Here is a 22,653-nt window from a genome sequence, read left to right as displayed (position 1 = left end):
CTGCCGGTTCAGGTGCAGATGAACGATAACGCTGCACAGTTCCGCAAGGAAGTTTCGGTCCGGTTCACCTTACGAGCCAGCATAATTGAAAAAATCTTGCGTTCGGCTTTTCCGCCACCGCCAGACGTTTCTTCGCCGAAACCGTCCTTTGCCATTCCTCACATTCCTGCTACCGTGCTTACGTCTCCATGGGCAGGCAGGCAAGCCACCCTTTCTGAATTTGCCCCGCAGACTGCTGCGGGAGCATTTTTCCGCCTGCGGGGCGGGTGCACTGCATCCCCCATTTTGCAGGCAGAGCAAATGGCAGAAGCTGCCCTGGATGCTTGCCGTATCCAAAATGGCCGGTGCAAAACCGGAGGGATAAACGATGAAGTGCTGCAGCCCCGGCGGTAAAAAACTGCCGGGGCTGCAATTCTTGGAGGGAGTCGTTCGTATTCCAGACAAAGCAACTGAATTTAGACAAAGACGAGGTATGATCATGTCAACCAAACCGATTTGTTCCACTGCCGCAAATTGCATTGACCTGAGTGCAGCAGCACTTCATATCATTGCCATGGCGCTGATGCTGATGGATCACCTGTGGGCGACCCTTCTGCCGGCGCAGGACTGGCTGACCTGTGCCGGGCGGCTGGCGTTCCCTATCTTTGCATTTATGACAGTGGAAGGCTACTTTCATACCCGAAATCTGAAGCGTTATGCCCTGAGGCTGCTGTTGTTTGCGCTGCTTTCGGAAGTGCCCTTTGATCTGATGTATGGCGGGACATGGTTCTACCCGGTGCACCAGAACGTGATCTGGACGCTGCTGCTGGGGCTTCTGGGGGTGCATCTGATGGAAACGGTGCGCAAAAAGCAAAAGCTCTGGGTCTCGCTGCCGGTGTGCGCCGCAGTGGCAGCAGCAGGGGCGCTGCTGGGAACGCTGGGCATGACAGATTACTACGGTGCCGGTGTGCTGACCGTGTTCGCTTTTTACATTTTCCGGGGCCGGAAATGGTGGTGCCTGCTGGGACAGGTGCTGACCCTGTACTGGATCAATGTGGTGCTTCTGGGCGGGCTGATGTACCCCATCCGGCTGTTCGGCATGGAGTTTGAGCTGTGTCAGCAGGGGCTTGCGCTGCTGGCGCTGGTGCCCATCTGGCTGTATCGCGGGCGGCAGGGCTGCCACAGCAAACCGTTCCAGTATGCCTGCTACGCCTTTTACCCGGTACACATGCTGCTGCTTGTGCTGGCGCTGAATTTCGTGAACCGATAAGAACGGAACTGTATCCCTGCGGGCTATGGGTGTCCGCAATCTAATGGTATCCCGGGTGGGATCTATTCTGCACTTTCCTGAGTCTGCTCTGTGGGCTTGATGGTCTTGACCCGCAAGGTGAAATACAGAAGATGGCAGACCCACACCACTGCAATGCAGATCCTGCCGATGGGAGCATTTTTCATACAAAGAAAACCGATCGCCATGACAGCGGTGACCATTGCAATGATCTTGCATTTTGTTCCTGCTGTCATGGCTTTTTTCTGAACAAAGCTGTCCAGATGCTTTTTGTACCGTGGTATACTGAATGGAACACCCACAGGAGGTAAAATGCCCCATGAAAAAAGATAAATCGTTCCGCCCGGACCGGGTCCTCTCCTATTTCAGGGTGGAGTGGCTCCCGCTGCTCCTTGTGACCCTTTCGGGCCTTGTCTATAACATCGGTCTGCTGGCCGCGCCGTGGTTCGAGGGCCGGTTGGCCCAGTGCCTGGCGGACATCCTGGGTGGCAGTGAGGCCGCAGCCCAAATGGCGCTGCTGGTGCTGGCCTACATTGCGGTCACACTGCTGGTGCAGGCGGCGCGCTTCATCAAACGCTTTTACGTGCGCCGCTTCGCCAACAACATCAACCGCCGGATGAAGGGCATCCTGTACGCCAATCTGGTGCGGCAGAGCCGGGCAGCGCTGGAAAAAGAGGGGGCCGGTGAGCTGATGACCAAAGCCATCGCCGATGTGGATGACTGCGTGGAGGGAATGCGCAAGTTCACCACGGAGGTGTTCGACACCGGTGTGGCGCTGGCGGGCTATGCGGTCATGCTGCTGGTGTACGATTGGCGGCTGGCGATCCTGGGCCTGCTTTTTACTCCCGTGTCCTATGTCTGCGCGGCAGGGATGAAAAAGCCGGTGCAGCGCGCCGGTGCAGCCTATAAAAAGGCCGCCGGTGCCCTGAGCAGTGCCACGCTGGACCGTGCCCGGAATGCCGTGACCTACCGCATCTACAGCTGCGAGGAGGCCCGGATGGAAAAATACGAGGAGGCCCTGAGCCTTTACGAAAAGACTGCCGTGCGGAACAATGTGTGGCAGTCCGCTCTGCCGCCGCTTTATCTGGCGGCATCCGAGGCAGGGACCCTCTTCATCCTGTGGTTCGGCGCAAAGAATGTGCTGGGTACTGGCTGGAACCACTGGGATATCGCCGCCTTCACCACCTTCCTCTCCTGTTTCACCAAGCTGGTGGTCAAATCCTCCAAGGTGGCCAAGCTCTTCAACGCGGTGCAAAAGGCAGAGGTCTCCTGGAAGCGCATCAGACCCCTGATGAAAACGCCCGAGCAGCTGGATGCCCTGCAGATCCCGGCGGCACAGGAGGTGACGCTGAAAGAACTCGCCTTCTCCTATGGGGAAGAGCCTGTATTCTCCGGCCTGAGCCTGACGGCCCACCCCGGCGATATCATCGGCATCACCGGCCCGGTCGCCTGCGGAAAATCCACCCTTGGCCGCGTATTCCTCTGCGAAGCGCCCTATCAAGGCTCGGTCTGCTTTGGCGGCAGGGAGTTTTCCTCCCTGACCCCGCGCCAGATCGCCGCCACGGTCGGGTATCTGGGCCATGACCCGGAACTGAGTGCCGACACCGTGCAGAATAATGTCCTCTGCGGCAGCGAACAGGATGTCATGCCGTGGCTTGCCGCCGCGGCCCTGAAGGAGGAAGTGCTGGCCATGGAAAAGGGCACGGAGACGGTCATCGGCAGCGGCGGCACCCGCCTTTCCGGAGGGCAGGCACAGCGTCTGGCATTGGCCCGGACGCTGGCCCATCCCCGCCCGGTGCTGGTGCTGGATGACCCCTTCTCGGCACTGGACCGCAGCACCGAGGATGCGATCTTTGCCGAGCTGCAGGCGTATGCCAGGGATAAGGTGGTGTTCCTGATCTCCCACCGGCTGTACCATTTTCCGCAGATGCAGCAGATCATTTTTATGGAGGGCGGCAGAACCACCGTTGGCACCCACGAGGAGCTGATGGCAGCGGTTCCGGTCTACCGCCAGCTGTATGAAAGCCAGACCGGCCTGAAAGGGGGAGAGGGCGCATGAAAAAGAAAAATGATCACGGCGTGTTTGCTGCCGTCCGGATGGCAGCGGCTTCGCACCGCCTTCTCACGGTGGGCACGGTGCTGTGCGTGGCGGCTTCGGTGGCGGTATCCCTGTTGCCGCCCCTGCTGCTGGCCCGGGTCATCGACCGTCTGACCGCGGGCCTCCCGCTGTCCTTTCTGGCCGTGCTGCTCTACTTCGGCAGCCTTGCACTGGAAGGTGTGCTCACCTCGGCGCAGGAAAGTCTGCTGGTGCTCTTTGGCCAGAGGATGACCCATGCCCTGCGCTCGGAGATGTCCCGGAAGCTGAGCCGTCTGCCCGCTGGCACACTGGCAGAGCAGAACCCCGGCGAGGTGGCCGCCCGCTTTTCGGGCGATGTGGACACAGTGGAAGCCCTGTTCACTTCTGGCATCATCAGCATGGCGGCAGATGCCTGCCGCATCGTCTCCATCATGGGGGTCATTGCGGTAAAAAACACCGGCCTTGCGCTGATCCTGCTGCTGGTGCTGCCGCTGTTTGCCGTGTTCACCCGTTACGTCCAGAAGCGGATGCTGGCCGCGCAGTTGGACAACCGCCGCGCGGTCGCCGCAGTTTCCGGGCAGGTGCCCGAGACCCTGCACAACATCCGCACCATCCGGGCGCTGGGTCTGGAAGATTACATGGAACGCCGGTATGACCGGTGCATCGGTGACAGCTATGCCGCCATGGAGCGCACCAATTTTTATGATGCCGTCTATTCGCCGGTGGTGCTGCTGTTGAATGCCGTTGTGGTCGGCATCGTGATGCTGCTGTCCGCTTCGGGGAACGCGCAGCTCCTGACCCTGTTCGGCATGTCGGTGGGCACCTCGGTGGCCGTCATCAACTACATCTCCCGCATCTTCGCCCCCATCGAAAGCCTGGGCATGGAGATCCAGACCATCCAGTCGGCCATGGCGGGTGTCAGGCGCATCGATGCCTTTCTCGACCAGCCGGAGCGCACGATCCCGCCCGCGCGCAGGGAGGCTGCCCGGGGCGATGTGGAATTTGCGCACGTCACCTTCGGCTATGGGGAGCGGCACGTTCTGAAGGATTTTTCCATGACCGTGAAACAGGGGGAGCAGGTCACGCTGGTGGGCCGCACCGGTGCGGGCAAGAGCACCGTGTTCAAGCTCCTGCTGGGCCTGTATCAGCCGGAGGCCGGTACGGTGACCATCGGCGGCGTGAAGGTGGGGGACATCACCGACCGGGAGCGCCGCACCTGCATCGGCTGTGTGGAACAGCATTTCTCCCGCGTGCCGGGCACCGTGCTGGAACAGATCACGCTGGGAGACCCGCAGATCACCGGGGAAATGGCAAAGGATGCCGCTGCACTGGCCGGGATCGATGCTGCCATCCGGGCTCTGCCGGAGGGCTATGACACAGTCTGCACCGAGGGCATCTTCTCACAGGGCGAGTGGCAGCTGCTGTCCATTGCCCGTGCCGCCGCTGCAGATCCCGCCGTGCTGCTGCTGGATGAGATCACCGCTAATCTGGATGCCGAAACGGAGGCCCGCGTGCTGGCGGCTCTGCGCCGTGCCTCCACGGGCCGCACGGTGCTCTCTGTCTCCCATCGCGTCTATGAGGATCTTGGCAGCAGAACGATCGAGATCAGGAGCCGGGAATAACATATGAAAAAACGCCCCCTGTGCGCCGCAGCAGGCACACAGGGGGCGTTGTGGTATGCTCAATTCTTTTCGATGTAGACACTGGTGGAGGGGAAGGCGAAGTCCACGCCGTCTGCCTGCATCACGTCCATGATGTTCAGGTTCAGATCATTCTGCTGCTGCAGGAAGGTGGCATAGACGTTGGTGGTCAGGTAGGCCGAGATGAGGATGTTGATGCTGGAATCGCCAAAGCTGGTCAGCCGGACGATGTTGGTGCCCTTGTTGGTGTAAGGGCTGTTGTCCAGCATGGCTTGCAGGTCAGCCATCAGCTTCTCCAGCTGGGCACGGGTGGTGCCGTAGGTGACACCCAGCGTGAACTTATAGGGCCGCATGGTGCGCAGGGCTGTGTTCTGGACAGTGGAGGCGCAGATCTGGCTGTTGGTGATAATGACCACGCTGTGGTCCATGGAGCGGATGCGGGTGGAGCGGAAATTGATGTCGATGACCTCGCCCTCCACATTGCCCACGGTGATCCAGTCACCGATGGAAAAGGGTTTGTCCAGCAGGATGACGATGCCGCTGAACAGGTTGCTGGCGCTTTCCTGCGCGGCCAGCGAGATGGTCAGGCCTACAAGACCGGCACCGGCTACGATGCTGCCGATGGGGAAGCCGACGATCTGCGCGCAGGTGGCAACACCCAGAATGATGACCAGCACCTTGTAGGTGGTGTCCAGCAGGGAGCGCAGGGTCTTGTTGCTCCGGATCTCCGGGCTGCAGGAAGCCAGCAGCAGGTCGGCTACCTCAGAAGCGTTGTACAGGCCCTGGCAGAACAGGAGGGTCGTTGCGATCTTATAGGCCGTGAACAGAAACTTTGTCAGGCCCGGAATGGCCCACGGCAGGCTGGTCAAGGCCAGGTACAGGCCGCTGTAAAAGGCCATCCGCGCCAAAGGGCTCTGTAAGCTGCGCAGGAGGATGGGCGTGGCGGCAAAGTGCCAGCTGCGGGCCTGCAGAGCGGGAAAGATCTTCCGGCGCAGCAGCCAGCCGACCAGAAGCCCCGCAAAAACGATGACAGCGGCGCAGACAGCCCGGGCAGCCAGCGCCCACCAGCCCTCCAGCAAAAAAGGCCCGATCTCGAACCCGAGGTCACGAACGGTAAAAATCATGGCAAAAAGCTCCTTGTATCAGAAATTGTAACATCCTGTCCCACAGTATACCATATCCGGCCCGTGCAGGGCAAATAAAAAAGGGGTTGACAAGGCGGAGCAGCCGCGTTATACTTTTGGCCAGAAAGTTCGTTTCAGGGCGGGGTGAGATTCCCCACTGGCGGTACAGCCCGCGACCACCCGCAAGGGTGTTGACCCGGTGAGACTCCGGGGCCAACGGTATAGTCCGGATGCAAGAAACGGCAGGCAATACGATTTGTCTACGCGCCCTGTTGCAGTGTTTGCTGCGGCAGGGCGCGTTTTTGATTGTCTTCCCGGTTCCGAACCACGCGAAAGGGGCTTTCCAATCTTTGATTTGGGGCCAGAACGCCCCGGGAGGATATTACCATGAAGAAAAACACGACCCGCAACCTGACCGTTGCCGCCATGCTCAGTGCGGTGGCCTTTATCCTGATGTTCATCGAGTTCCCGCTCCCGATGCTCATCCCGTCCTTCGTCAAGATGGACTTCTCCGACCTGCCCGCTCTGCTGGGTGCCTTTGCCCTTGGCCCGGTGTACGGTGTGATCATCAGCTTTATGAAGAACCTGCTCCATGTGGTCATCAAGGGCACCTCTACCGCACTGGTGGGTGAGCTGTGCAACTTCATGCTGGGTGCGGTGTTCTCCGCACTGGCCGGTTACCTCTACAAGCACCACAAGAGCCGCAAGAACGCCATCATCGGTGCCGTGGCCGGTGCCGTGGCCATGGCCCTGTTCAGTGTGCCGTCCAACTACTTCATCACCTACCCGGCCTACGTCAAGTTCTACCACATGCCGCTGGAAGCCATCCTGGGCATGTATCAGGCGATCCTGCCCTCTGCAAACAGCCTTATCAAGTGCCTGATCATCTTCAATATGCCCTTCACTCTGGTCAAGGGCCTGCTGGATGCCCTGATCTGCATGTTGATCTATAAGCCGCTCTCTCCTATCCTGCATGGCCGGAAGTGAGTGACAGAACAAAAAAGAAAGGACGCGAGAGCGTCCTTTCTTTTTTGCTATTTGAGAGATTACTTCGTTTGTGTCAACTCCTGATAGCGTTTCATCAGGAACGCTACACAATCGGCTTCAGAGGTGTCCTTGACTGATAAACCATAGGCCTGCATGACGGCTCTGTCGTTTGCGATATGGGCTTTTAACAGCGGTTCAGGCATGGCCAGAGGATTATACAAATCTGCAAGACAATTGTTTGGATACATTGCTCGTGCGTTAAGAATGGCCTGTGCAGTTTGTTCTATTTTGGCTTTTTGTTCTAAGGTGGGAGTAGGCCAAGGAAAATTATTATAAACTGCGGGGGAATACCTGAAATCGCTTTTTATCCTACCACAAGTAACACGCATCCACGCATTATGAACATTAGATGTCAGAACTCCGAATTCATAGATTGTGACATTTGGAATAATACTGCAAGCGTCTCCGGCAATTACACTAGAAGGCATAAAACCAATCGGGATATACCGCCTATTCTGTGAAGAATGTCTCGGAAACACAAGATAGGTTGATAACGGTTGCCGAATTTGGCAGAAAAGGTAAGGATAATCGGCCATTTTCTGTATCCGATCTGCATTACTGCTTTTTCGCAAAGCACGGACTTTTTCAAGGCGTTCTGTGATTTCTTTTATATTTACATAATCAGAGACATTACCATCCTTAAACCATAAGCAATATCTGGAATAGCTATTTACATTATCATGTAAGAATTCTTTTGCACCTATAAAAGGCTTGATGTATTTTGCCAATACGGGATATTGTTTCTCAAGTTCTTCTTTCTCTGTTATGCTAAGTGTTAGAGCACCATCATCTGTCGGAGGACTACCGGTGGTCATTTTGGGTAAACCATTTTGAGGTTTATTAATTCTGTTTGTAATCCAAATGTCAGGAGCATCTAATAGATAGGGGTTTATATGTTCTGCCTTTGTTTTTGTTTCTTCAGTGTAAATGAATTTTGTATGAGAGCGGCTAAAGTTGGAGAAACCGATGATGACACAATGAACTGCCGCTTTTTCATTTGCCTCACTGTCCCATACAAAAGAACGATATGCGAAGTGAATTTCAGCACCAGAATCAATCATTTTCTTCCAAAATGTTGGAACGGATTCGCCCTGACAAATAGAATTCGTGGAGACAAATGCAATTTCGATATTCGTGCTGGATGTATTGATATAATCTAGCGCTTTTTTGTACCAGCAGATCACATAATCAAGTTTGGTTTCTATTTCACCCTGTCCCCAGATATCGTTCATATCGTGAGCTTGATCTTTTGTTCGGACAGATTGCCCAACAAACGGTGGGTTTCCCATGATATACGATAATTTGGAGGGGGAGATGATGGAAGCCCAATCCATCTGCAAGGCATTCCCGATATGGATATTTACATTGCTTTTTAATGGAAGGAAATCAAGATGCATTAAGACAACATCTTCAGTTTCCTTCATCATCTGGCTTTCTGCAATCCAAAGAGCGGTTTTTGCAACATCACCGGCAAAATCGTTGATTTCGATGCCGTAAAACTGGGAGATGGAGACTTTAATGGGATTCCAATTGGTATCACCAAAGATGACCTGTCCGTTTTGCAGTTCCCTTAAAATGTCATTTTCCAGACGGCGGAGCGAAATATAGGTTTCTGTCAAGAAGTTGCCAGAGCCACAGGCTGGGTCTAAAAAGGTCAGTCCGGCTAATTTGTTCTGAAACTCTTCCAGCTTCTTTTTCTTTTGCTTCTGTACACCAATTGTCAGAATCTCTGCGAATTCGTTTTTCAAATCATCCAAAAACAGCGGGTCGATTACCTTGTGGATATTCTCAATCGAGGTGTAGTGCATCCCGCCTTTCCGTCTGGTAACCGGATTCAACGTGCTTTCAAAAACAGCGCCGAAAATGGTAGGCGAAATATCCCGCCAATTAAAATGCCCGGCTTCCGCAAGAGCGTCTTTGATTTCCTGTGTGATTTTTGGAATGATAATATCCTCGTTGGCAAATAGGCCGCCGTTGACATAGGGGAATGCTTCCAGCTCTTCCGAAAGATATAGGTCGGGTCGGTCAGGATAGGGAGTATCCAAAACCTTAAACAGTGACAACAGAGCCGGACGCAGGTCTTTTGGCTCGTATTGAGCAATGTATCCGCTAAAGGAATCTTTTTGCTCAAACAGACCGGCATCCTCAGAGTAAAGGCAGAATACCAGCCGGACGCAAAGAACATTCAGGCTTTCGAGGGCTTTTTTGCTTTCTGGGTCATGGTACTGCTTCAAAAATGCATCATAGATTTTGCCAACGAGTTTGCCCGCTTCTTGTGACAAATCTACTTCTTTAGAGACTTGGATAACCTTTTTCTCCAGCAGAAAGTCCAGAAGCGAAGAATTGTGGTGAAGATCATCGATATGTATTTTTACAACATTATTTTCAGGAACGCGGGTATCCATATCGTAAATCCACAGTTCCTGAAAATTGGAAGTGATGATCCACTTTGCTTTCTCAGAAGTTGGCAGATTATCATTGTAGCGTTTGGCCTGTTCGTAAGGAGTGAGTTCGGTTCCACCGGACTGCGAGATCTTCTTGTCCAGAGGAATGCCTTCTGACTTCTGTTCAATAATGATTTTTGTTTCAGGGATATAGGCATCGATTCTTTTTGTGTTTCCGTTAACGATTACTTTTTTCTGAAACTCAATTCTGTCGGTTGCATCAGCACAACCCAGTAAGCGCTGCAAGATATCCAGCCAATAGGAGCGGTCGTCCTCGTCTTCTCTGCCTTTATTATGCCACTTTTGAATCAATTGCCGTGCCGCTTCACGCTTTTCTGCATTTGTCATAATGTAATCTCCCTGTTTTGTGTATTAAGACAGCGCGCCCTTTTCCAGCCACTTGCCCCGGGCAAGGCGGATGAGGAACAGCAGGCCCCGGATGCTTAATTCGCAGCACATGGCACCCCAAACGCCCATCAGGCCCAGCCGGGGAGCCAGCAGGAACGCCAGCGTCAGCCGGATGCACCACATGCTGAATATGTTCAGCACAAAACAGGAGGTGCTGTCGCCCGCACCCTGCATGGCACCGCTGGCCACGATGGAGGCACCGAACATGGGCTCGGCCCAGGCTTCGATGCGCAAAACCTGAGCACCCAGAGCGATGACAGCCGCATCGGTGGTGAAAAGGCTCATCAGGGTGGGGGCAAAGATCCACAGGCCAACGCCGGAAAGGGCCATGACCCCCATGCCAAGGCCGGTACACAGCCAGGCAAAACGCTTGGCCATATCCTTCCGGTTGGCACCCACGGCCTGGCCGATGAGGGTGACGGCTGCGCTCTGGATGCCGTAGCCCGCCATGTAGCACAAGCCCTCGGCATTGACAGCCAGGCTGTTGGCGGCAATGGCCACGGTACCCAGGCCGGCTACGATGCGCACCACCACCACCTGCGCCAGAGAGATGGCGGCACGTTCTCCCGCCAGAGGACCGCCGACCCACAGCAGGTTCCGCAGGCAGGAGCGGGTGATCTTCCAGGGGGCAGGCTTCCGGATGCAGAGGGGGCCTTCCCGCAGCAGCAGGATGGCCAAAGCCAACAGGCCGCCCACCACGGTGGCCAGGGCGGTGCCCAGGGCTGCGCCGGGCACACCCAGCCCGGCACCCCAGACGGTGATGCCCCGCAGCGTCCGGGTGGGGTTGATGAGGAAGAAGTTGAAGATGGCATCCAGCACACAGACCAACACGCTGATGAGGCTGGCGGTCAGGGCGTAGCCTGCCGCCCGGAGGATGGAGGTGTACATGCCCATGGCCATGGTGAAGGGCAGCGCCGTTGACCAGATGGCAAAGTAGGCTGTGGCGTTTGCCCGCAGGGAGGGGTCAGCTCCCAGCCACCCCGGCAGAAAGGGGCTGATGCCCAGGCCGAAGAGGGCAGCACCCACGCCCAGGATCACATTGAAAAGCATGGCCTGCCGCAGCACGCTGCGGGCATCATCCTGCCGGTCGGCCCCCAGATACTGGGCGATCTGGATGGAGAGGGCAGTGTACAGGCCCACCAGAACACCGTGGAGCAGCCAGGTGCTGGAGCTGACGATGCCGATGGAAGCAGTAGCTTCTGCACCGATGTGGCCCACCATGGCAGCATCGATGTATCCCATGGCAGTGACCACCAGCTGCTCCAGAATGGAGGGGATGCTCAGCGCCAGAGCCACCTGGGCCGTCTGGCGGGAGGGGATGGTCTCACCCTGCCGCATCCGGGCCGAAAGCTGTTCAAGTGAAAGTTTCATGTCTTCTCCTTTTTCTCCGATTTTCCTGTGAGACAAAAAAATACCCTCGAAAGGGCGTTTGTCTTCCCATTATAGACAGGGGGGCGAAAAATGTCAACCCATCTACCCCCGGGGTAGCCATTGCCCCGGAGATTGATTTTTTGGCCCGGGCGTGATACACTTCATTTGTATCCAGCCGTGAAAGAACAGGAACGGCCTCTGCCGCTCCGGGAAAGAGGAAAAAAACTATGCTTCAACTGCTTTCTGGCAACCCGCGCACCGTGGATGCGCTGGGCTTTCTGCTTGCATTTGCGCTGACCGCGCTGATGGACTCGGTGTTCCACGATAAGCTCCCCCACGACCATGGCCGCGCGTTTGCCGTGAACGGCGAACTCTCCAAGGGCAAGGCCCGGGGCTCCGGCCTCATCTTTGTGCTCTGCATTGCACTGGTCACGCTGGCCGTGGTGCCTTTTAAGGCAGAGTATGTCATCTACACCGTCCTGCTCATTGCGTCCATGCTCTCCGGCTATTTTGACGATGCCGCCGAGACTGCATGGAACGAGTACAAAAAGGGCCTGATCGATCTGGTCATCGCCGTTGTGGCGGGCGTGACCTACCTGAACTTCAACGGCACGGAGGTCAACTTCCTGAGCTGGAGCTTCAGCCTGCCCTATGCCGTCTACCTCATCCTCATCATCGTCCTGATCTGGGCCAGCATCAACGTGGTCAACTGCACCGATGGCGTGGACGGCCTTTCCGCCAGCCTTGCCGTGGTCAGCATCGGCACCTTCCTGCTGGCCTACTGGGAGGAACTGGGGGATTACGCCACCGCAGGCATCGTGTTCATTGGTGCCCTGCTGGCCTACCTGTGGCAGAACGCCAAGCCTTCCACCCTGCTGATGGGTGACGCGGGCAGCCGCGCCATGGGCTTCTTCCTGGCCGTTCTGGCCCTCAAGAGCAGCCACCCCTTCGCCTTCCTGCTGGCCGCGCTGGTGTTCATCGTGGACGGCAGCCTGGGCATCCTGAAGATCAGCTTCAAGCGGTTTTTGCACATCTCCATCCTCAAGAACACCCTGACCCCGCTGCACGACCATGTGCGCAAGCGTCTGGGCTGGAGCGATGAGCAGGTCGTGGCCCGCTGGCTCATCCTGCAGGCTGTGGCATCCGCCTGGCTGCTGCTGTTGGTGCGGTAAAACACAAAAAGAGATGCAGCGCCCGCACAGGAAAGCTCCTGCGCGGGCGTTTTGCTGTTCTGGTCCGGGAGGAAAGTTCCAGCTTCCGGTACAGCGTTTCCAGACAGGCTGGGTCACGAATTTCCTGCATGAGTTCACCTCATTTCTTTTGTTTCATTGTGCCATGTGTCACAAACAAATGCAAGCAAAACCCTTATAATAGGGACGAAAGTGGAGGAAAAACCAATGGATTCTATTTTTGATCTCGATCATCTGTACCGCACCTATTTCAAGATGGCGCTGCCCTCGGTGTTCGGCCTGATGGTGAGCGTGGTGTATAACCTTGCCGATACCTTTTTCATTGCGCAGTCCAACGATACGGCGCTGATTGCGGGTGTTTCGCTCTGTGCGCCGGTGTTCACGGCCCTCATGGCCTTCGGCAACATCTACGGCCAGGGCGGCAGCTCACTCATTTCCCGCCTGCTGGGACAGGACGACCGTGAGGGCACCGGCCGGGTCAGCTCGTTCTGCTTCTATGTGGCCCTGATCACGGGCGTGGTGTTGGCAGTCCTGATGATGCTGTTCCGCGTCCCGCTGCTGGGCATTCTGGGTGCGACTGTTGAGACGATGCCGCACGCACAGGCCTATTACACCGTGCTGGCCATTGGTGCCCCGGCCACGGTGCTGAACTTTATCCATTCCAACCTCATTCGCTGTGAGGGCATGGCAACCCAGTCCATGATCGGCAGCATCGGCGGCACGGTCATCAATATCATCCTCGATCCCATCCTCATCACCACAGTGGGCTGGGGCGCAGGGGGCGCGGCCATTGCCACCATTGTGGGCTACCTGTGCAGCGACCTGTACTTCCTGTGGCTGCTCCACAAAAAGAGCCGCTGCCTGTCTGTCAAGCTGTCCCAGTGCCACGTCACGGGTAAGGAGCTGCAGCAGGTTTTGGGCGTGGGTGTTACTGCCGCGCTGAGCAACCTGATGCAGAGCCTGACTGTCATTGTGATGAACCAGTTTCTCTTGCCCTATGGCAACGATAAAATTGCCGCCATGGGCATTGCCAGCAAGGTGAGCATGATCGCCCAGCTGGTGCTGGTGGGCTTCTCGTTCGGCGGCATCCCACTGTTCGGTTACCTGTACGGCGCAAAAAAGCGGGACGTGATGCGCAAGCTCATCCGCTTCTGTCTGACCTTCCTTGTCTCCATCGCCGTGGTGCTGTCCCTCATCCTCTGCCTGAATTCCGGTGCGCTGATGCAGCTCTTCGTGCAGGATGCCGGGATGATCGCCACTGGTGCGCAGATGCTCCGCTGGCAGGTCTACACCGCAGCCTTTGGCGGCGTGGCGCTCCTGCTCACGGTGCTGTTCCAGGCAACTGGTAAAATCATGCCGTCCTTCCTGCTCTCCATCAGCCGTCAGGCGTGGTGTTTCTGTTGGCACTGGTGGTCTGCGTACACCTGTTCCAGTATCAGGGCGTGCTGATGGCTCAGGCTGTGGCCGACATCCTGAGCGCTGCGCTGGCCCTTGGCCTGCTGGCGGCCAACCGCGATATCATTGCAAAACAGTAAACACAAAAAAGCCCGGAGGGCCGCTGAAAGCTGCGGTTCTCCGGGCATTTTTAGTATTCGATGCCTTTGCGCGCCTTGATGCCCTTCTGGTAGGGGTGGCGGCGGCATTTCATCTCGGTGGAGTAGTCGGCGGCATCCAGCATCCACTGCGGGGCCTTGTGGGCGGTCAGCACGCATTCCTGCGCGGCGGGACGCTCCAGAACGGCCCGCCGGAGCAGGTCTTTGTCCACCATGTCCAGCTCCCAGGCTGAACCGGCTTCATCTAAAATAAGCAGGTCGGCAGGCTCGGCCAGTGCGGCGGTCAGGTTTTCGTTCTGCACGGCCCGGGCAGCGGCCTTTTCCGCTTCGTTCATCTGGAACACGAACTTCTGCCCGCCCTTGCCCCGGAAAATTTTTGCCCCCAGCTGGGCCAGCAGAGGGATCTCGCCGCTCTGCCCGCCCTTGAGGAACTGCATGATGACAACCCGTTTGCCGCTGCCCAGTGCGCGGAGGGCAAGGCCCATGGCGGCGGTGGTCTTCCCCTTGCCGTCGCCCCAGTAAAGATGCAGCAGGCCCTGTTCCATCATCCGTTCTCCTTGGTGTACTGCACGGTCTCCACCAGATGCAGGATGTGCTGCTCCGGCCAGTCCCGGGCATCCAGCACATAGCCGCCCGCGTTGGGGCCGCACCAATCGTGAAAGCTGCGGCGGGGCACGCCAAACCGCTCCAGTGCAGCCATTTGTGTGCCGCCATGGGCCACGATGACCAGCCGTTCCTGCCCTTCGGCAAGGGCCTTGTCAATGAGGTCAGCCAGCGTTTTGCACACCCTGTTGCAGAAATCGCTCCTGCGTTCCCCGTCCGGGTGGGCAGCGTGCTCGTTTTCCTGCACCCATGCCAGATATTCCGGGTCCTGCTCCACCTGTACGAAGGTCTGGCCCTCGAACCGGCCGAAGTTCATCTCCTTCAGCCCGTCCACCGGAATGAGCTTTGCCCCGGGAAAGAACACCCGCGCCGTCTGGGCGGTGCGCTGCAGCGGGGTGACATAGACCACCTCCGGTGCAAAATCTGCCTGCCGCAGCTGGGCGATGCCCGCGGCGGAAAGGGGGATGTCCCGCTGACCCTGATATCGTTTTTGCGCGTTGTACTCCGTCTGGCCGTGACGCAGCAGATAAATGAGCATAATCGTTCTCCTTTTTGGTTTGTTCTGCACCATTATAGCCTATTTTGCAGTTATTTTCCAGCCATGCTCTTGCAATTCTTCCGCATTTCAGATATATTAAGTGGGTATGAAATTTCAGGGGAGAGAAGTGTCAATGGAGATCCGGGACCGGAAAGCAGCGCAGCGCCGGGCGGGCATCCTGGCCCGCAGGGGTCTGCCGCAGGCAGAGAGAGCGGCGGCCAATGCAGCCATCTGTGCCCGCCTTCTGGCTATGCCCTGCTTCCAAAAGGCAGAGAACCTGCTGCTCTACGCCGCTTTTGGCGGGGAGGTGGATCTTGCTGTGCTGGCAGAGCAGGCGGCCCGGCTGGGCAAAACGGTGGCCTATCCGGTCTGTGGGGAAAACTTTACCCTGACCGCCGCCGTACCGGGGCCGGACGGCTGGGAGGTGGGGGCTTACGGCATCCGCACACCGGTTCTGGAACGGGCGGCGCTCATCCGGCCGGAGGTGCTTGATCTGGTGCTGGTGCCCTGCACTGCCTTTGATGCGGCCTGCCGCCGGGTGGGCATGGGCAAGGGCTACTATGACCGCTATCTGCCCAGGTGCCGGAACGCCGTGGCGCTGGGCGTGGCCTTTGAGGCCCAGCGGGTGCCGGAAGCGGCTGCAGAGGAACAGGACTGGCGGCTGGATGGATTTGTAACAGAGAGGAAAGTATACCGTGGAACTGATGAATTTGAGCTGTGAAGGCTTTCTGGAGGAGCTGGCCAGCAAGGCGGCGGCTCCGGGCGGCGGCGGCGCTTCGGCGCTGGTGGGCGCGGCCGGTGTGGCGCTGGGCAGCATGGTGGGCAGCCTGACCGTGGGTAAAAAGAAATATGCTGCCGTGGAAGCGGACATCATTGCCCTGAATGTCCGGGCCGAGGCCCTGCGCAAGCAGCTGGAAGCGCTGGTGCAGGCCGACGCGGAGGCCTTTTTGCCCGTGGCGGCGGCCTACAAGCTGCCGAAAGAGACCCCGGAACAGCAGGCCCACAAGGCCGCGGTGCTGGAAAAGGCACTGGACAGAGCCTGCGCCGTGCCGCTGGAGGTGATGACTGCCTGCGGTGAGGGCATCGCACTGGCCGCAGAGTACGCCGAAAAGGGCAGCGTGCTGGCCCGTTCCGATGCCGGATGCGCGGCGCTGTTCTGCAAGGCAGCCATGCAGGCGGCGGGGCTGAACGTGAAGGTCAACACCCGCCTGATGGCAGACAAGGCCCATGCGGATGCGCTGGAGGCCAGAGCGGAACAGCTGCTGGCCGAGTTTGTGCCGCAGGCTGACAGGGTCTATCAGACTGTATCAAATGAGTGAGGGGAGAAGAAAATGGCTCAGATCTTGAAGGGTGCGCCCGTGGTGGCCGCCATGAACGAAGCAAACGCCGCGCGCTGTGCCGCGCTGAAGGAAAAGGGCATCGTGCCCACGCTGGCTGTGGTGCGGGTCGGCGCGCGGGAGGATGACATTTCTTATGAAAAGGGGATCGTCACCCGGTGCGGTAAGGTTGGCGTGGAGGTGCGGCAGTTCCATCTGGCGGAAGATGTTACGCAGGAGGAACTGCTGGATGTGATCCGGCAGATCAATGGGGATGCATCGGTTCACGGGTGCCTGATCTTCCGGCCCCTGCCAAAGCGGTTCGATGACCGCAGGGTCCAGGAGGCGCTTGCCCCGGAAAAGGACGTGGACGGCATCACGGACGGCTCGATGGCCGGTGTGTTCACTAATATGCCCATCGGCTATCCGCCCTGCACGGCGCAGGCCTGCCTTGAGATCCTGAAATACTACAACGTGCCGCTATCCGGCAAACGGGCCGTGGTCGTGGGCCGCAGCCTGGTGGTGGGCAAGCCCGCTGCCATGATGCTGGACCGGGAAAACGCCACCGTGACCCTCTGCAATTCCCGCACCCAGGACCTGCCCGCCCTCTGCCGGGAGGCCGATGTGCTGGTGGTCGCCATGGGCAGGCGGGGAGCCATCGGGGCCGATTGCCTGCGGGAAGGTCAGGTCGTAGTGGATGTGGGCATCCACGTCAACGAAGAGGGCAAGCTCTGCGGCGATGTGCGCTTTGATGAGGCAGAACCCATCGTGGAGGCTGTTACCCCGGTGCCTGGCGGTGTGGGCACAGTGACCACCTCTGTGCTGGTGGGCCATGTGGTGGATGCCGCATCCGCACAGTAAAACAGAAAACAACAGGCGGTGCCAGAAATTTTCGGCACCGCCTGTTGTTTTCATACGGTTGCAAGCACGGCAAGGATGCTCTGCCAGCGGGGGTTCTGCACCTGCTGCGCGGCACGGCGGGGCGCGGAAGGCGAAACCGTGCGGGCAGGACGCTGGACGCAGTCAGCCGGTTGTGCAAAGGGGGAGGCGAGTTCGGCCTGCCATCGGGCGGCCAGTGCCATGGCCTCAGGACTGGATTGCAGGGTGCGGCGCTCCGTTCCGGCCAGAAAATCGCCCAGCCAGCAGAGAATGGCCGCAATGGGCAGGCAGTCGGCGGCACGGGTAGACCAGTAGTTCCACTCGCCGCCCCGGCCCACAAAGCTCTCCACGGTGATCATGGCACCTTCCCGGGCAGATTGAGGCAGGCAGGAGCGGGAGGTGCCTGCCGCGCGGCGCAGCTCCCGCAGAATGATCTCAGTACGGCCCGTGTCCAGGGTGTCATCTCGGATGCAGGCGGAAAAGTCCGCGCTGTCCAACAGGTTTTCGGCCCGGGTGGGGAATTGCCCTGTCATCTCGCCGGATGCGTTGTGGCAGAGCTGCCAGCCCTTGCGGAACAGCTGGAAGTTCAGGTTGCGGCGGCCCATGGTGGAGTAAAACACCCGGGCGCGGCCATTGGGAGACTGCCGCAGCTCCAGATAGGCATCAGCGCCGCCCAGGTCCTGTACCTTGACGGTCAGGAGCAGGGAAGAATTGTTTTTCTGTGCGGACATGGCACGGTGCATCTCTTCAAAATAGCGGCTGGCATCCATAGCGGGTCTCCTCTCTGGTTTTGGATGATGTGTCGGAAACCATCCATCGGTTGTTCTCTGCCTGCATTATAACATATATGACAACAAAATACAACTATAAGTTTGACAAAAACCAAAATATTTTGGAAATTCGGGGATGCGAACAAACGGATTGGTTGTAAATGAAAAAGGCTTCTCCGACGGGAGAAGCCTTTTTGTGGTGGCAGGATTCAATCGCCCAGCTCCCGGATCTCATTCTGGATGAGCCGCCCAGCGGCGCGTGCCAGCTGATCCATGCCCCGGATGCGGGCGAGATTTTTGCCGTAGATGCGTTCTGCATCGTGGCTGGAGCTGTCCTCGCCCATGAACACGGCAGAAACACGCAGACCCTTGCGCCGCAGGGTGCGCACCTCGGCGGCGGCATCGTCTACGCCGTAGGAGCCGCCGTAATCACAACCCAGCGGTTGTTCCGGGCTGGGCGGTACGCGGCGGCTGTCGTTGGGGGAAGCATCTGTCAGCAGGATGAGCAGATGCCGGGGCGCGGGGCCGGGGTCAAAGCTGACCAGATCACCTGCCGCCCGCAGGGCAAGGCCGTCGCGGTTCCAGCCCGATGCAAAATACTGGTCGATCCCCTGCAGGCTTTTGTCCGCAAAGCCCTTGAGCACCCGCAGAACCGTATAGCCCCGCAGGCTGCAGAAGCTGCTGACCCGCACCGGGATGCCGCAGGCGGTAAGGCTCTGGGCCAGGATCGTGCCCTGCGCCGCAATGACCTCCTGACAGTGGAGCCGGGAAGCCGACGCGTCCAGCAGCAGGTCCACGGTGAAGGAGGGCTGATTCTCCTCCTCGGCACAGCGGAACACCCGGCTGTCGTTCAGAAGGGGAGCGCGCCAGACCCGCTCCGGGTCCAGAGCGCCGCTGCGGGCGATCCGGGCATTGGGCTGCTGGTGGACCAGAATGCAGTTGCGGATCTGCTCGGTGAGCCGGAGCACCACACTGCGGTGAAGCGCCCGGTTTTTGGCGTAGTAGGCGCGGTTGCGGTCGGCCTGCAGCTGAGCCTGCTCGGCCAGGTGCTTTGCCTCTGGTGTGGGGGCCTGTTCCGGGCTGGGCACGCCGGAGGCAAACCAGAGGCGGCACCCGAGGTGCGCCCCGGTGCAGAGCGCCTGCTCGGCCTTGCGCAGACGCTCGGGCGGATAGAGGGAACGGCCAAAGCAGCTTTCAATGTAGGCGCGGTCCTCGGCGGCATTCTGCCGCAGGGTGATGTGGGCCAGCCGCTTGTCTGCCGTGGGGCCGGAGCCGCCCGCTTCCACAGAACCGGAGTGCTCCACGGTCAGCCGGTCGGTCTTGATCATCTGGGTGGGCAGCGTTTTGGTGGCAAGAGAGGCCAGCAGCCCCTCCAGATGCAGATGAAGCCCAACTTTGTGCCGGATCTTGCCGTCAAACAGGGCAAACCTTGCAAACAGGCCCAGCAGCTCACCCTTGAGCTGGCCGGGCTGGGGCGGTTGGGAGGGAGAAAGTGCCTCTGCCAGCCGGCTTTCATAGGGGGTCATCACAGGCGGATGCCTGCCCTGTACGGTGCGCCAGCGGTCAGCCTGCATGGTGTAGACCAGCTGATTTTTTGCCATCCACTCCTGCCGCGAAAGCTTGTACTGGATGCCGAAGAAATAGTCCGCGTGGGCCCGGCGCAGCTCGGAAAGGACCGGGCGGCGGGGCAGTTCCAGCAGATAGACCGCACTTTCGAGGTAGAGCCATGTCAGATCGTCCAGCTGGCTCTCCCGGAGATCGCCGTCCCATGTGGCAAAAAGGTCGCGGAGCAGGTCGTCGCCATAGTATTTGTGCACCAGCCCCACGACACAGTTCATATAAAAATCGATCGTGCCGTCGGTGTTGTGTGCCAGGAAAAGCGGCTCAAAGCCGTAGGCTCCCGCCGCCGCCCACACCTGATTGGCGGCCCGCCGCTCCTCGGCGGTATAACTCCGGGCATCCATCAGCGGAACAGCTTTTCAGCCGTCAGGCTGGCCGGGATGCGGGCGGCGATCACGTCCCGGATCAGCCCCTGCTCGTAGGAATCAAAGGCCTTGTTGGTGATGCCCATGTCCAGCGCAGGCCCCGCGGCCACGCCCCGGCGCATCAGGCGCAGAGCGTCCAGCATTCCGCGCAGATCCAGCGCTTTGGTGGAAATTTCGGCGCTGTCGCATTTCTTTTGCAGGTCGAGGAAGAGCAGAGCAAACTGGTGCACATATTTGTCCGTCAGGTCGGCAAACTGGGCCCGCAGCAGCTTTTCAAGGTTTTCCTCCGTGATGGTGGGCATCTGGATGACTGCAAAGCGGGAAGTCAGGGCCTCGTTCAGCTCCCGGGTGCCCGCGTAGCCATAGTTCATGGTGGCGATGAAGCGGGTCTCTTCGGCCAGCGGGATGCGCTCGTAACCGGGCACATCAATGGCGCGGCGGAAGTCCAGCACGGCGTGGAGGACGGCCAGGGCCTCGTTTTTGGCCATGTTGATCTCGTCCAGCACGCCGAAGCCGCCGCACTGGGCACAGCGGTAGACCGGCCCGGGCCGGAAGGTGACCGCCCCATCCACAAAGGTGTCCATGCCGATGAGGGAGGCTGCATCCATGTTCACATGGAACGAGATGTCCCATGCGGGGCGGCCAAAGGCGGCGGCCAGATTCTCGGCCAGCACATTTTTGCCGGTGGCCTTGCCGCCGGCCAGCAGCAGGTTTTCGCCGCAGAGCAGGGCCGCCAGTGCCTGCTCCCAGACCTCCCGGCCATAATAGGTAAAGCCGGAAGCCGGGATGCGGGGGCGCAGGGCCTCGGGCAGAGCGTGGGCGGCGCGGTAATCTTCCACAGCGCGCAGCAGGTCGGGGCTGATGCCCTCCTGCCGTAATGTTTCCATCAGATCAGACATCCAAGACATCTCCTTGCGGTTGGCTTTCCCAAACCGATTTTTCAGCCTTATCATAGCACAACCGCTCCGGTTTGTGTAGGGGGCGCGGGGGCATTTTTTGCCGGATTTTTGCCCGGGAAATGCCGCAGGGTGGAACGGATCTGTGCGCTGCCGTGCAGACGAAGGAGTTTTTCGTGCCCAGGGATCGTGCGGTAGCGGATATTTTGTGGAAAGCTGTCGAAATGGCAGGTGTTCCGCGTTGTGGGTATCCACTTTTGGCTCAGAATGGTAAAAAATCCGGAAATTCGATTGACAAATCCGAATATTTATCGTATAACCTATATATGGGAACAATTCCGGAGGGAATGCGGAACTCGTGCCCCTGCCCGTTCCTGTCGGAGGAACCACGGTCTGGTTCTGGTGCCGGTGTACTTGGTTTGGTGCAGACGGTAAGTATAGATTGATTTGAAAGAGAGGAATCCCCGTTATGATGAACAATGAGATCAAAATGCCCGCTAACTTTGCTGCGATCGATGAGAACGAAATGGTGTACCTGCAGGGTGGCGCAACCACCGAGGCTACCGCTTGGGACGTGTTCCTGAACGTTGGCAAGCTGTTCAACTACATCGCCCGCGTGTTCTCCGCAGGCAGCTCCATCGTCAACAACATCAATGTTATCGTGACCACCTTCCAGACCCTGAGCACCTTCAGCCTGACCGCTAAGAACTAAGGTTTGGGCCAAAACCGAATCAGCATTCACAGGGCATCCGCTCCGGCAGGCGCGGGTGCTCTTTTTTGCTGCACAGGGCGGGAAGGCATTCGCCCCCAAATGCAGGAAAGCAGCCGTTTTTCTGCAAAGCGGGCGGATTGTCCATTGACAAGGCTCAAGAGGGTGTCGTATACTAACGATGCCTTGCAAGAAACCCCGCATCCGCGGAATAAAAGAGGAGAGAGAATATGAAAAATAACAACAGCAGCATCAAGCCCGTTGTCGCTGTCGGTATCGGCGCGGCATTGTTCTTTGTTCTGGGGCGTTTTGTGGCCATTCCCAGCCCGGTGCCCAACACCAACATCAGCCTGCAGTACGCCGTTCTGGCCCTGCTGGCTGCCATGTACGGCCCCGTGGCCGGCGGCCTGATCGGCTTCATCGGCCACACCCTCATCGACCTGTCCTGGGGCGGCAGCCCCTGGTGGAGCTGGGTCATCGCCTCCGCCTTTGTGGGCGTTGTGGTGGGCCTGTTCTCCAAGAAGCTGAACCTGCAGGAAGGCGAGTTCAGCAAGAAGCAGGTAGCTTTCTTTGCGCTGGCCAATATCGTGGCCCATCTGCTGGCCTGGATCCTGGTGGCCCCCGTGCTGGATATTGCCATCTACGCCGAGCCCGTCAAGAAGGTGTTTGCACAGGGTGCATTTGCCGCAGTGTCCAACAGTATCACCGCTGTGGTGGTGGGCGGCCTGCTGGTGCTGGCTTACACCAGAACCATCGCCAAGAAGGGCTCTCTGGATCAGGAGTGATCCCCGCATGAAACCCGGCCTTTCCATCTGCGCCGTCCGGCCCGTTGGAAA

At 58.5% G+C, this 22,653-nt stretch carries 22 protein-coding genes and 1 riboswitch; of the genes, 12 read left to right on the top strand and 10 right to left on the bottom strand.

Going from position 1 to position 22,653, the window contains the following annotated elements; translation table 11 throughout:
* Positions 1–8: 8 nt before the first annotated feature.
* On the bottom strand, positions 9–155 hold the full coding sequence (locus tag GXM22_RS09685) for a hypothetical protein (RefSeq protein WP_005932015.1): 147 nt from the start codon (positions 153–155) through the stop codon (positions 9–11).
* Between the two features lie 323 nt (positions 156–478).
* On the opposite strand from GXM22_RS09685, the gene GXM22_RS09680 reads away from it, so the two are divergent.
* Positions 479–1,249 (top strand): TraX family protein, encoded by a 771-nt coding sequence (locus GXM22_RS09680; RefSeq protein WP_035393778.1) that lies wholly within the window; start codon positions 479–481, stop codon positions 1,247–1,249.
* 62 nt (positions 1,250–1,311) lie between these two features.
* Here GXM22_RS09680 and GXM22_RS09675 read toward each other — a convergent pair whose 3' ends face one another.
* On the bottom strand, positions 1,312–1,503 hold the full coding sequence (locus GXM22_RS09675) for a hypothetical protein (protein ID WP_227622094.1): 192 nt from the start codon (positions 1,501–1,503) through the stop codon (positions 1,312–1,314).
* Positions 1,504–1,586: 83 nt separating this feature from the next.
* Here GXM22_RS09675 and GXM22_RS09670 point away from each other — a divergent pair, with 83 nt between their 5' ends.
* On the top strand, positions 1,587–3,326 hold the full coding sequence (locus tag GXM22_RS09670) for an ABC transporter ATP-binding protein (protein WP_035393776.1): 1,740 nt from the start codon (positions 1,587–1,589) through the stop codon (positions 3,324–3,326).
* Positions 3,323–4,966, top strand: a complete 1,644-nt coding sequence (locus GXM22_RS09665; protein WP_099357310.1) for an ABC transporter ATP-binding protein — start codon at positions 3,323–3,325, stop codon at positions 4,964–4,966. The genes GXM22_RS09670 and GXM22_RS09665 overlap by 4 nt, the downstream gene beginning before the upstream one ends.
* A 59-nt stretch (positions 4,967–5,025) precedes the next feature.
* Here the strand turns inward: GXM22_RS09665 and GXM22_RS09660 are convergent, their stop codons facing one another.
* Complete coding sequence (locus tag GXM22_RS09660) at positions 5,026–6,108, bottom strand: mechanosensitive ion channel family protein (RefSeq protein ID WP_005932005.1); 1,083 nt, start codon at positions 6,106–6,108, stop codon at positions 5,026–5,028.
* Positions 6,109–6,234: 126 nt separating this feature from the next.
* A riboswitch (FMN riboswitch) is annotated at positions 6,235–6,354 on the top strand.
* A gap of 141 nt (positions 6,355–6,495) precedes the next feature.
* On the opposite strand from GXM22_RS09660, the gene GXM22_RS09655 reads away from it, so the two are divergent.
* Positions 6,496–7,095 carry an ECF transporter S component gene (locus GXM22_RS09655; RefSeq protein WP_005932003.1) on the top strand — a complete coding sequence of 200 codons (600 nt, stop codon included), beginning with the start codon at positions 6,496–6,498 and terminating at the stop codon, positions 7,093–7,095.
* Positions 7,096–7,154: 59 nt separating this feature from the next.
* Here the strand turns inward: GXM22_RS09655 and GXM22_RS09650 are convergent, their stop codons facing one another.
* Together GXM22_RS09650 and GXM22_RS09645 are read right to left on the bottom strand one after the other, a co-directional pair.
* Entirely contained in the window at positions 7,155–9,947 is a 2,793-nt protein-coding gene (locus GXM22_RS09650) for a DNA methyltransferase (RefSeq protein ID WP_097773713.1), read from the bottom strand.
* 24 nt (positions 9,948–9,971) lie between these two features.
* On the bottom strand, positions 9,972–11,378 hold the full coding sequence (locus tag GXM22_RS09645; RefSeq protein ID WP_097773714.1) for an MATE family efflux transporter: 1,407 nt from the start codon (positions 11,376–11,378) through the stop codon (positions 9,972–9,974).
* A gap of 227 nt (positions 11,379–11,605) precedes the next feature.
* On the opposite strand from GXM22_RS09645, the gene GXM22_RS09640 reads away from it, so the two are divergent.
* From GXM22_RS09640 to GXM22_RS15355, 3 genes are all read left to right on the top strand, one after another.
* Entirely contained in the window at positions 11,606–12,550 is a 945-nt protein-coding gene (locus GXM22_RS09640) for an MraY family glycosyltransferase (RefSeq protein WP_005931988.1), read from the top strand.
* Between the two features lie 225 nt (positions 12,551–12,775).
* Entirely contained in the window at positions 12,776–14,017 is a 1,242-nt protein-coding gene (locus GXM22_RS09635; protein ID WP_005931983.1) for an MATE family efflux transporter, read from the top strand.
* On the top strand, positions 13,969–14,103 hold the full coding sequence (locus GXM22_RS15355) for a hypothetical protein (protein ID WP_278319979.1): 135 nt from the start codon (positions 13,969–13,971) through the stop codon (positions 14,101–14,103). Before GXM22_RS09635 ends, GXM22_RS15355 begins: the two co-directional genes overlap by 49 nt.
* 50 nt (positions 14,104–14,153) lie before the next feature.
* Here the strand turns inward: GXM22_RS15355 and GXM22_RS09630 are convergent, their stop codons facing one another.
* Both GXM22_RS09630 and GXM22_RS09625 read right to left on the bottom strand, forming a co-directional pair.
* The gene (locus tag GXM22_RS09630; protein WP_005931981.1) at positions 14,154–14,669 is read right to left on the bottom strand and encodes a cob(I)yrinic acid a,c-diamide adenosyltransferase; all 516 of its coding nucleotides are present in this window, start codon (positions 14,667–14,669) and stop codon (positions 14,154–14,156) included.
* Complete coding sequence (locus GXM22_RS09625; RefSeq protein WP_035393775.1) at positions 14,666–15,262, bottom strand: histidine phosphatase family protein; 597 nt, start codon at positions 15,260–15,262, stop codon at positions 14,666–14,668. Before GXM22_RS09625 ends, GXM22_RS09630 begins: the two co-directional genes overlap by 4 nt.
* Before the next feature lie 133 nt (positions 15,263–15,395).
* On the opposite strand from GXM22_RS09625, the gene GXM22_RS09620 reads away from it, so the two are divergent.
* The 3 genes from GXM22_RS09620 to GXM22_RS09610 are packed head-to-tail and all read left to right on the top strand — an operon-like array spanning position 15,396 to position 17,439.
* Positions 15,396–15,983, top strand: coding sequence for a 5-formyltetrahydrofolate cyclo-ligase (locus GXM22_RS09620; RefSeq protein WP_035393772.1), 588 nt, complete (start codon positions 15,396–15,398; stop codon positions 15,981–15,983).
* Entirely contained in the window at positions 15,967–16,581 is a 615-nt protein-coding gene (locus tag GXM22_RS09615; RefSeq protein ID WP_097770577.1) for a cyclodeaminase/cyclohydrolase family protein, read from the top strand. The genes GXM22_RS09620 and GXM22_RS09615 overlap by 17 nt, the downstream gene beginning before the upstream one ends.
* Positions 16,582–16,593: 12 nt before the next feature.
* Complete coding sequence (locus GXM22_RS09610) at positions 16,594–17,439, top strand: bifunctional 5,10-methylenetetrahydrofolate dehydrogenase/5,10-methenyltetrahydrofolate cyclohydrolase (RefSeq protein ID WP_005931966.1); 846 nt, start codon at positions 16,594–16,596, stop codon at positions 17,437–17,439.
* Between the two features lie 50 nt (positions 17,440–17,489).
* Here the strand turns inward: GXM22_RS09610 and GXM22_RS09605 are convergent, their stop codons facing one another.
* The 3 genes from GXM22_RS09605 to GXM22_RS09595 form a co-directional block, all read right to left on the bottom strand.
* A complete protein-coding gene (locus GXM22_RS09605; RefSeq protein WP_005931962.1) occupies positions 17,490–18,227 on the bottom strand; it encodes a hypothetical protein in 738 nt (245 codons plus the stop codon).
* A 209-nt stretch (positions 18,228–18,436) separates the two neighbouring features.
* Positions 18,437–20,191 (bottom strand): vWA domain-containing protein, encoded by a 1,755-nt coding sequence (locus GXM22_RS09600; protein WP_005931955.1) that lies wholly within the window; start codon positions 20,189–20,191, stop codon positions 18,437–18,439.
* The gene (locus GXM22_RS09595) at positions 20,191–21,111 is read right to left on the bottom strand and encodes an AAA family ATPase (protein WP_035393769.1); all 921 of its coding nucleotides are present in this window, start codon (positions 21,109–21,111) and stop codon (positions 20,191–20,193) included. The genes GXM22_RS09600 and GXM22_RS09595 overlap by 1 nt, the downstream gene beginning before the upstream one ends.
* Positions 21,112–21,577: 466 nt before the next feature.
* On the opposite strand from GXM22_RS09595, the gene GXM22_RS09590 reads away from it, so the two are divergent.
* Both GXM22_RS09590 and GXM22_RS09585 read left to right on the top strand, forming a co-directional pair.
* Positions 21,578–21,820 carry a hypothetical protein gene (locus GXM22_RS09590; protein ID WP_005931949.1) on the top strand — a complete coding sequence of 81 codons (243 nt, stop codon included), beginning with the start codon at positions 21,578–21,580 and terminating at the stop codon, positions 21,818–21,820.
* A gap of 227 nt (positions 21,821–22,047) precedes the next feature.
* Complete coding sequence (locus GXM22_RS09585) at positions 22,048–22,602, top strand: ECF-type riboflavin transporter substrate-binding protein (protein WP_005931943.1); 555 nt, start codon at positions 22,048–22,050, stop codon at positions 22,600–22,602.
* The last annotated feature ends 51 nt before the right edge of the window (positions 22,603–22,653 follow it).

Origin of the sequence: Faecalibacterium duncaniae (assembly GCF_010509575.1) — a bacterium.
Taxonomy (GTDB): Bacteria; Bacillota; Clostridia; order Oscillospirales; family Ruminococcaceae; genus Faecalibacterium; species Faecalibacterium duncaniae.
This window is presented reverse-complemented; position numbering and strand designations above follow the sequence as displayed.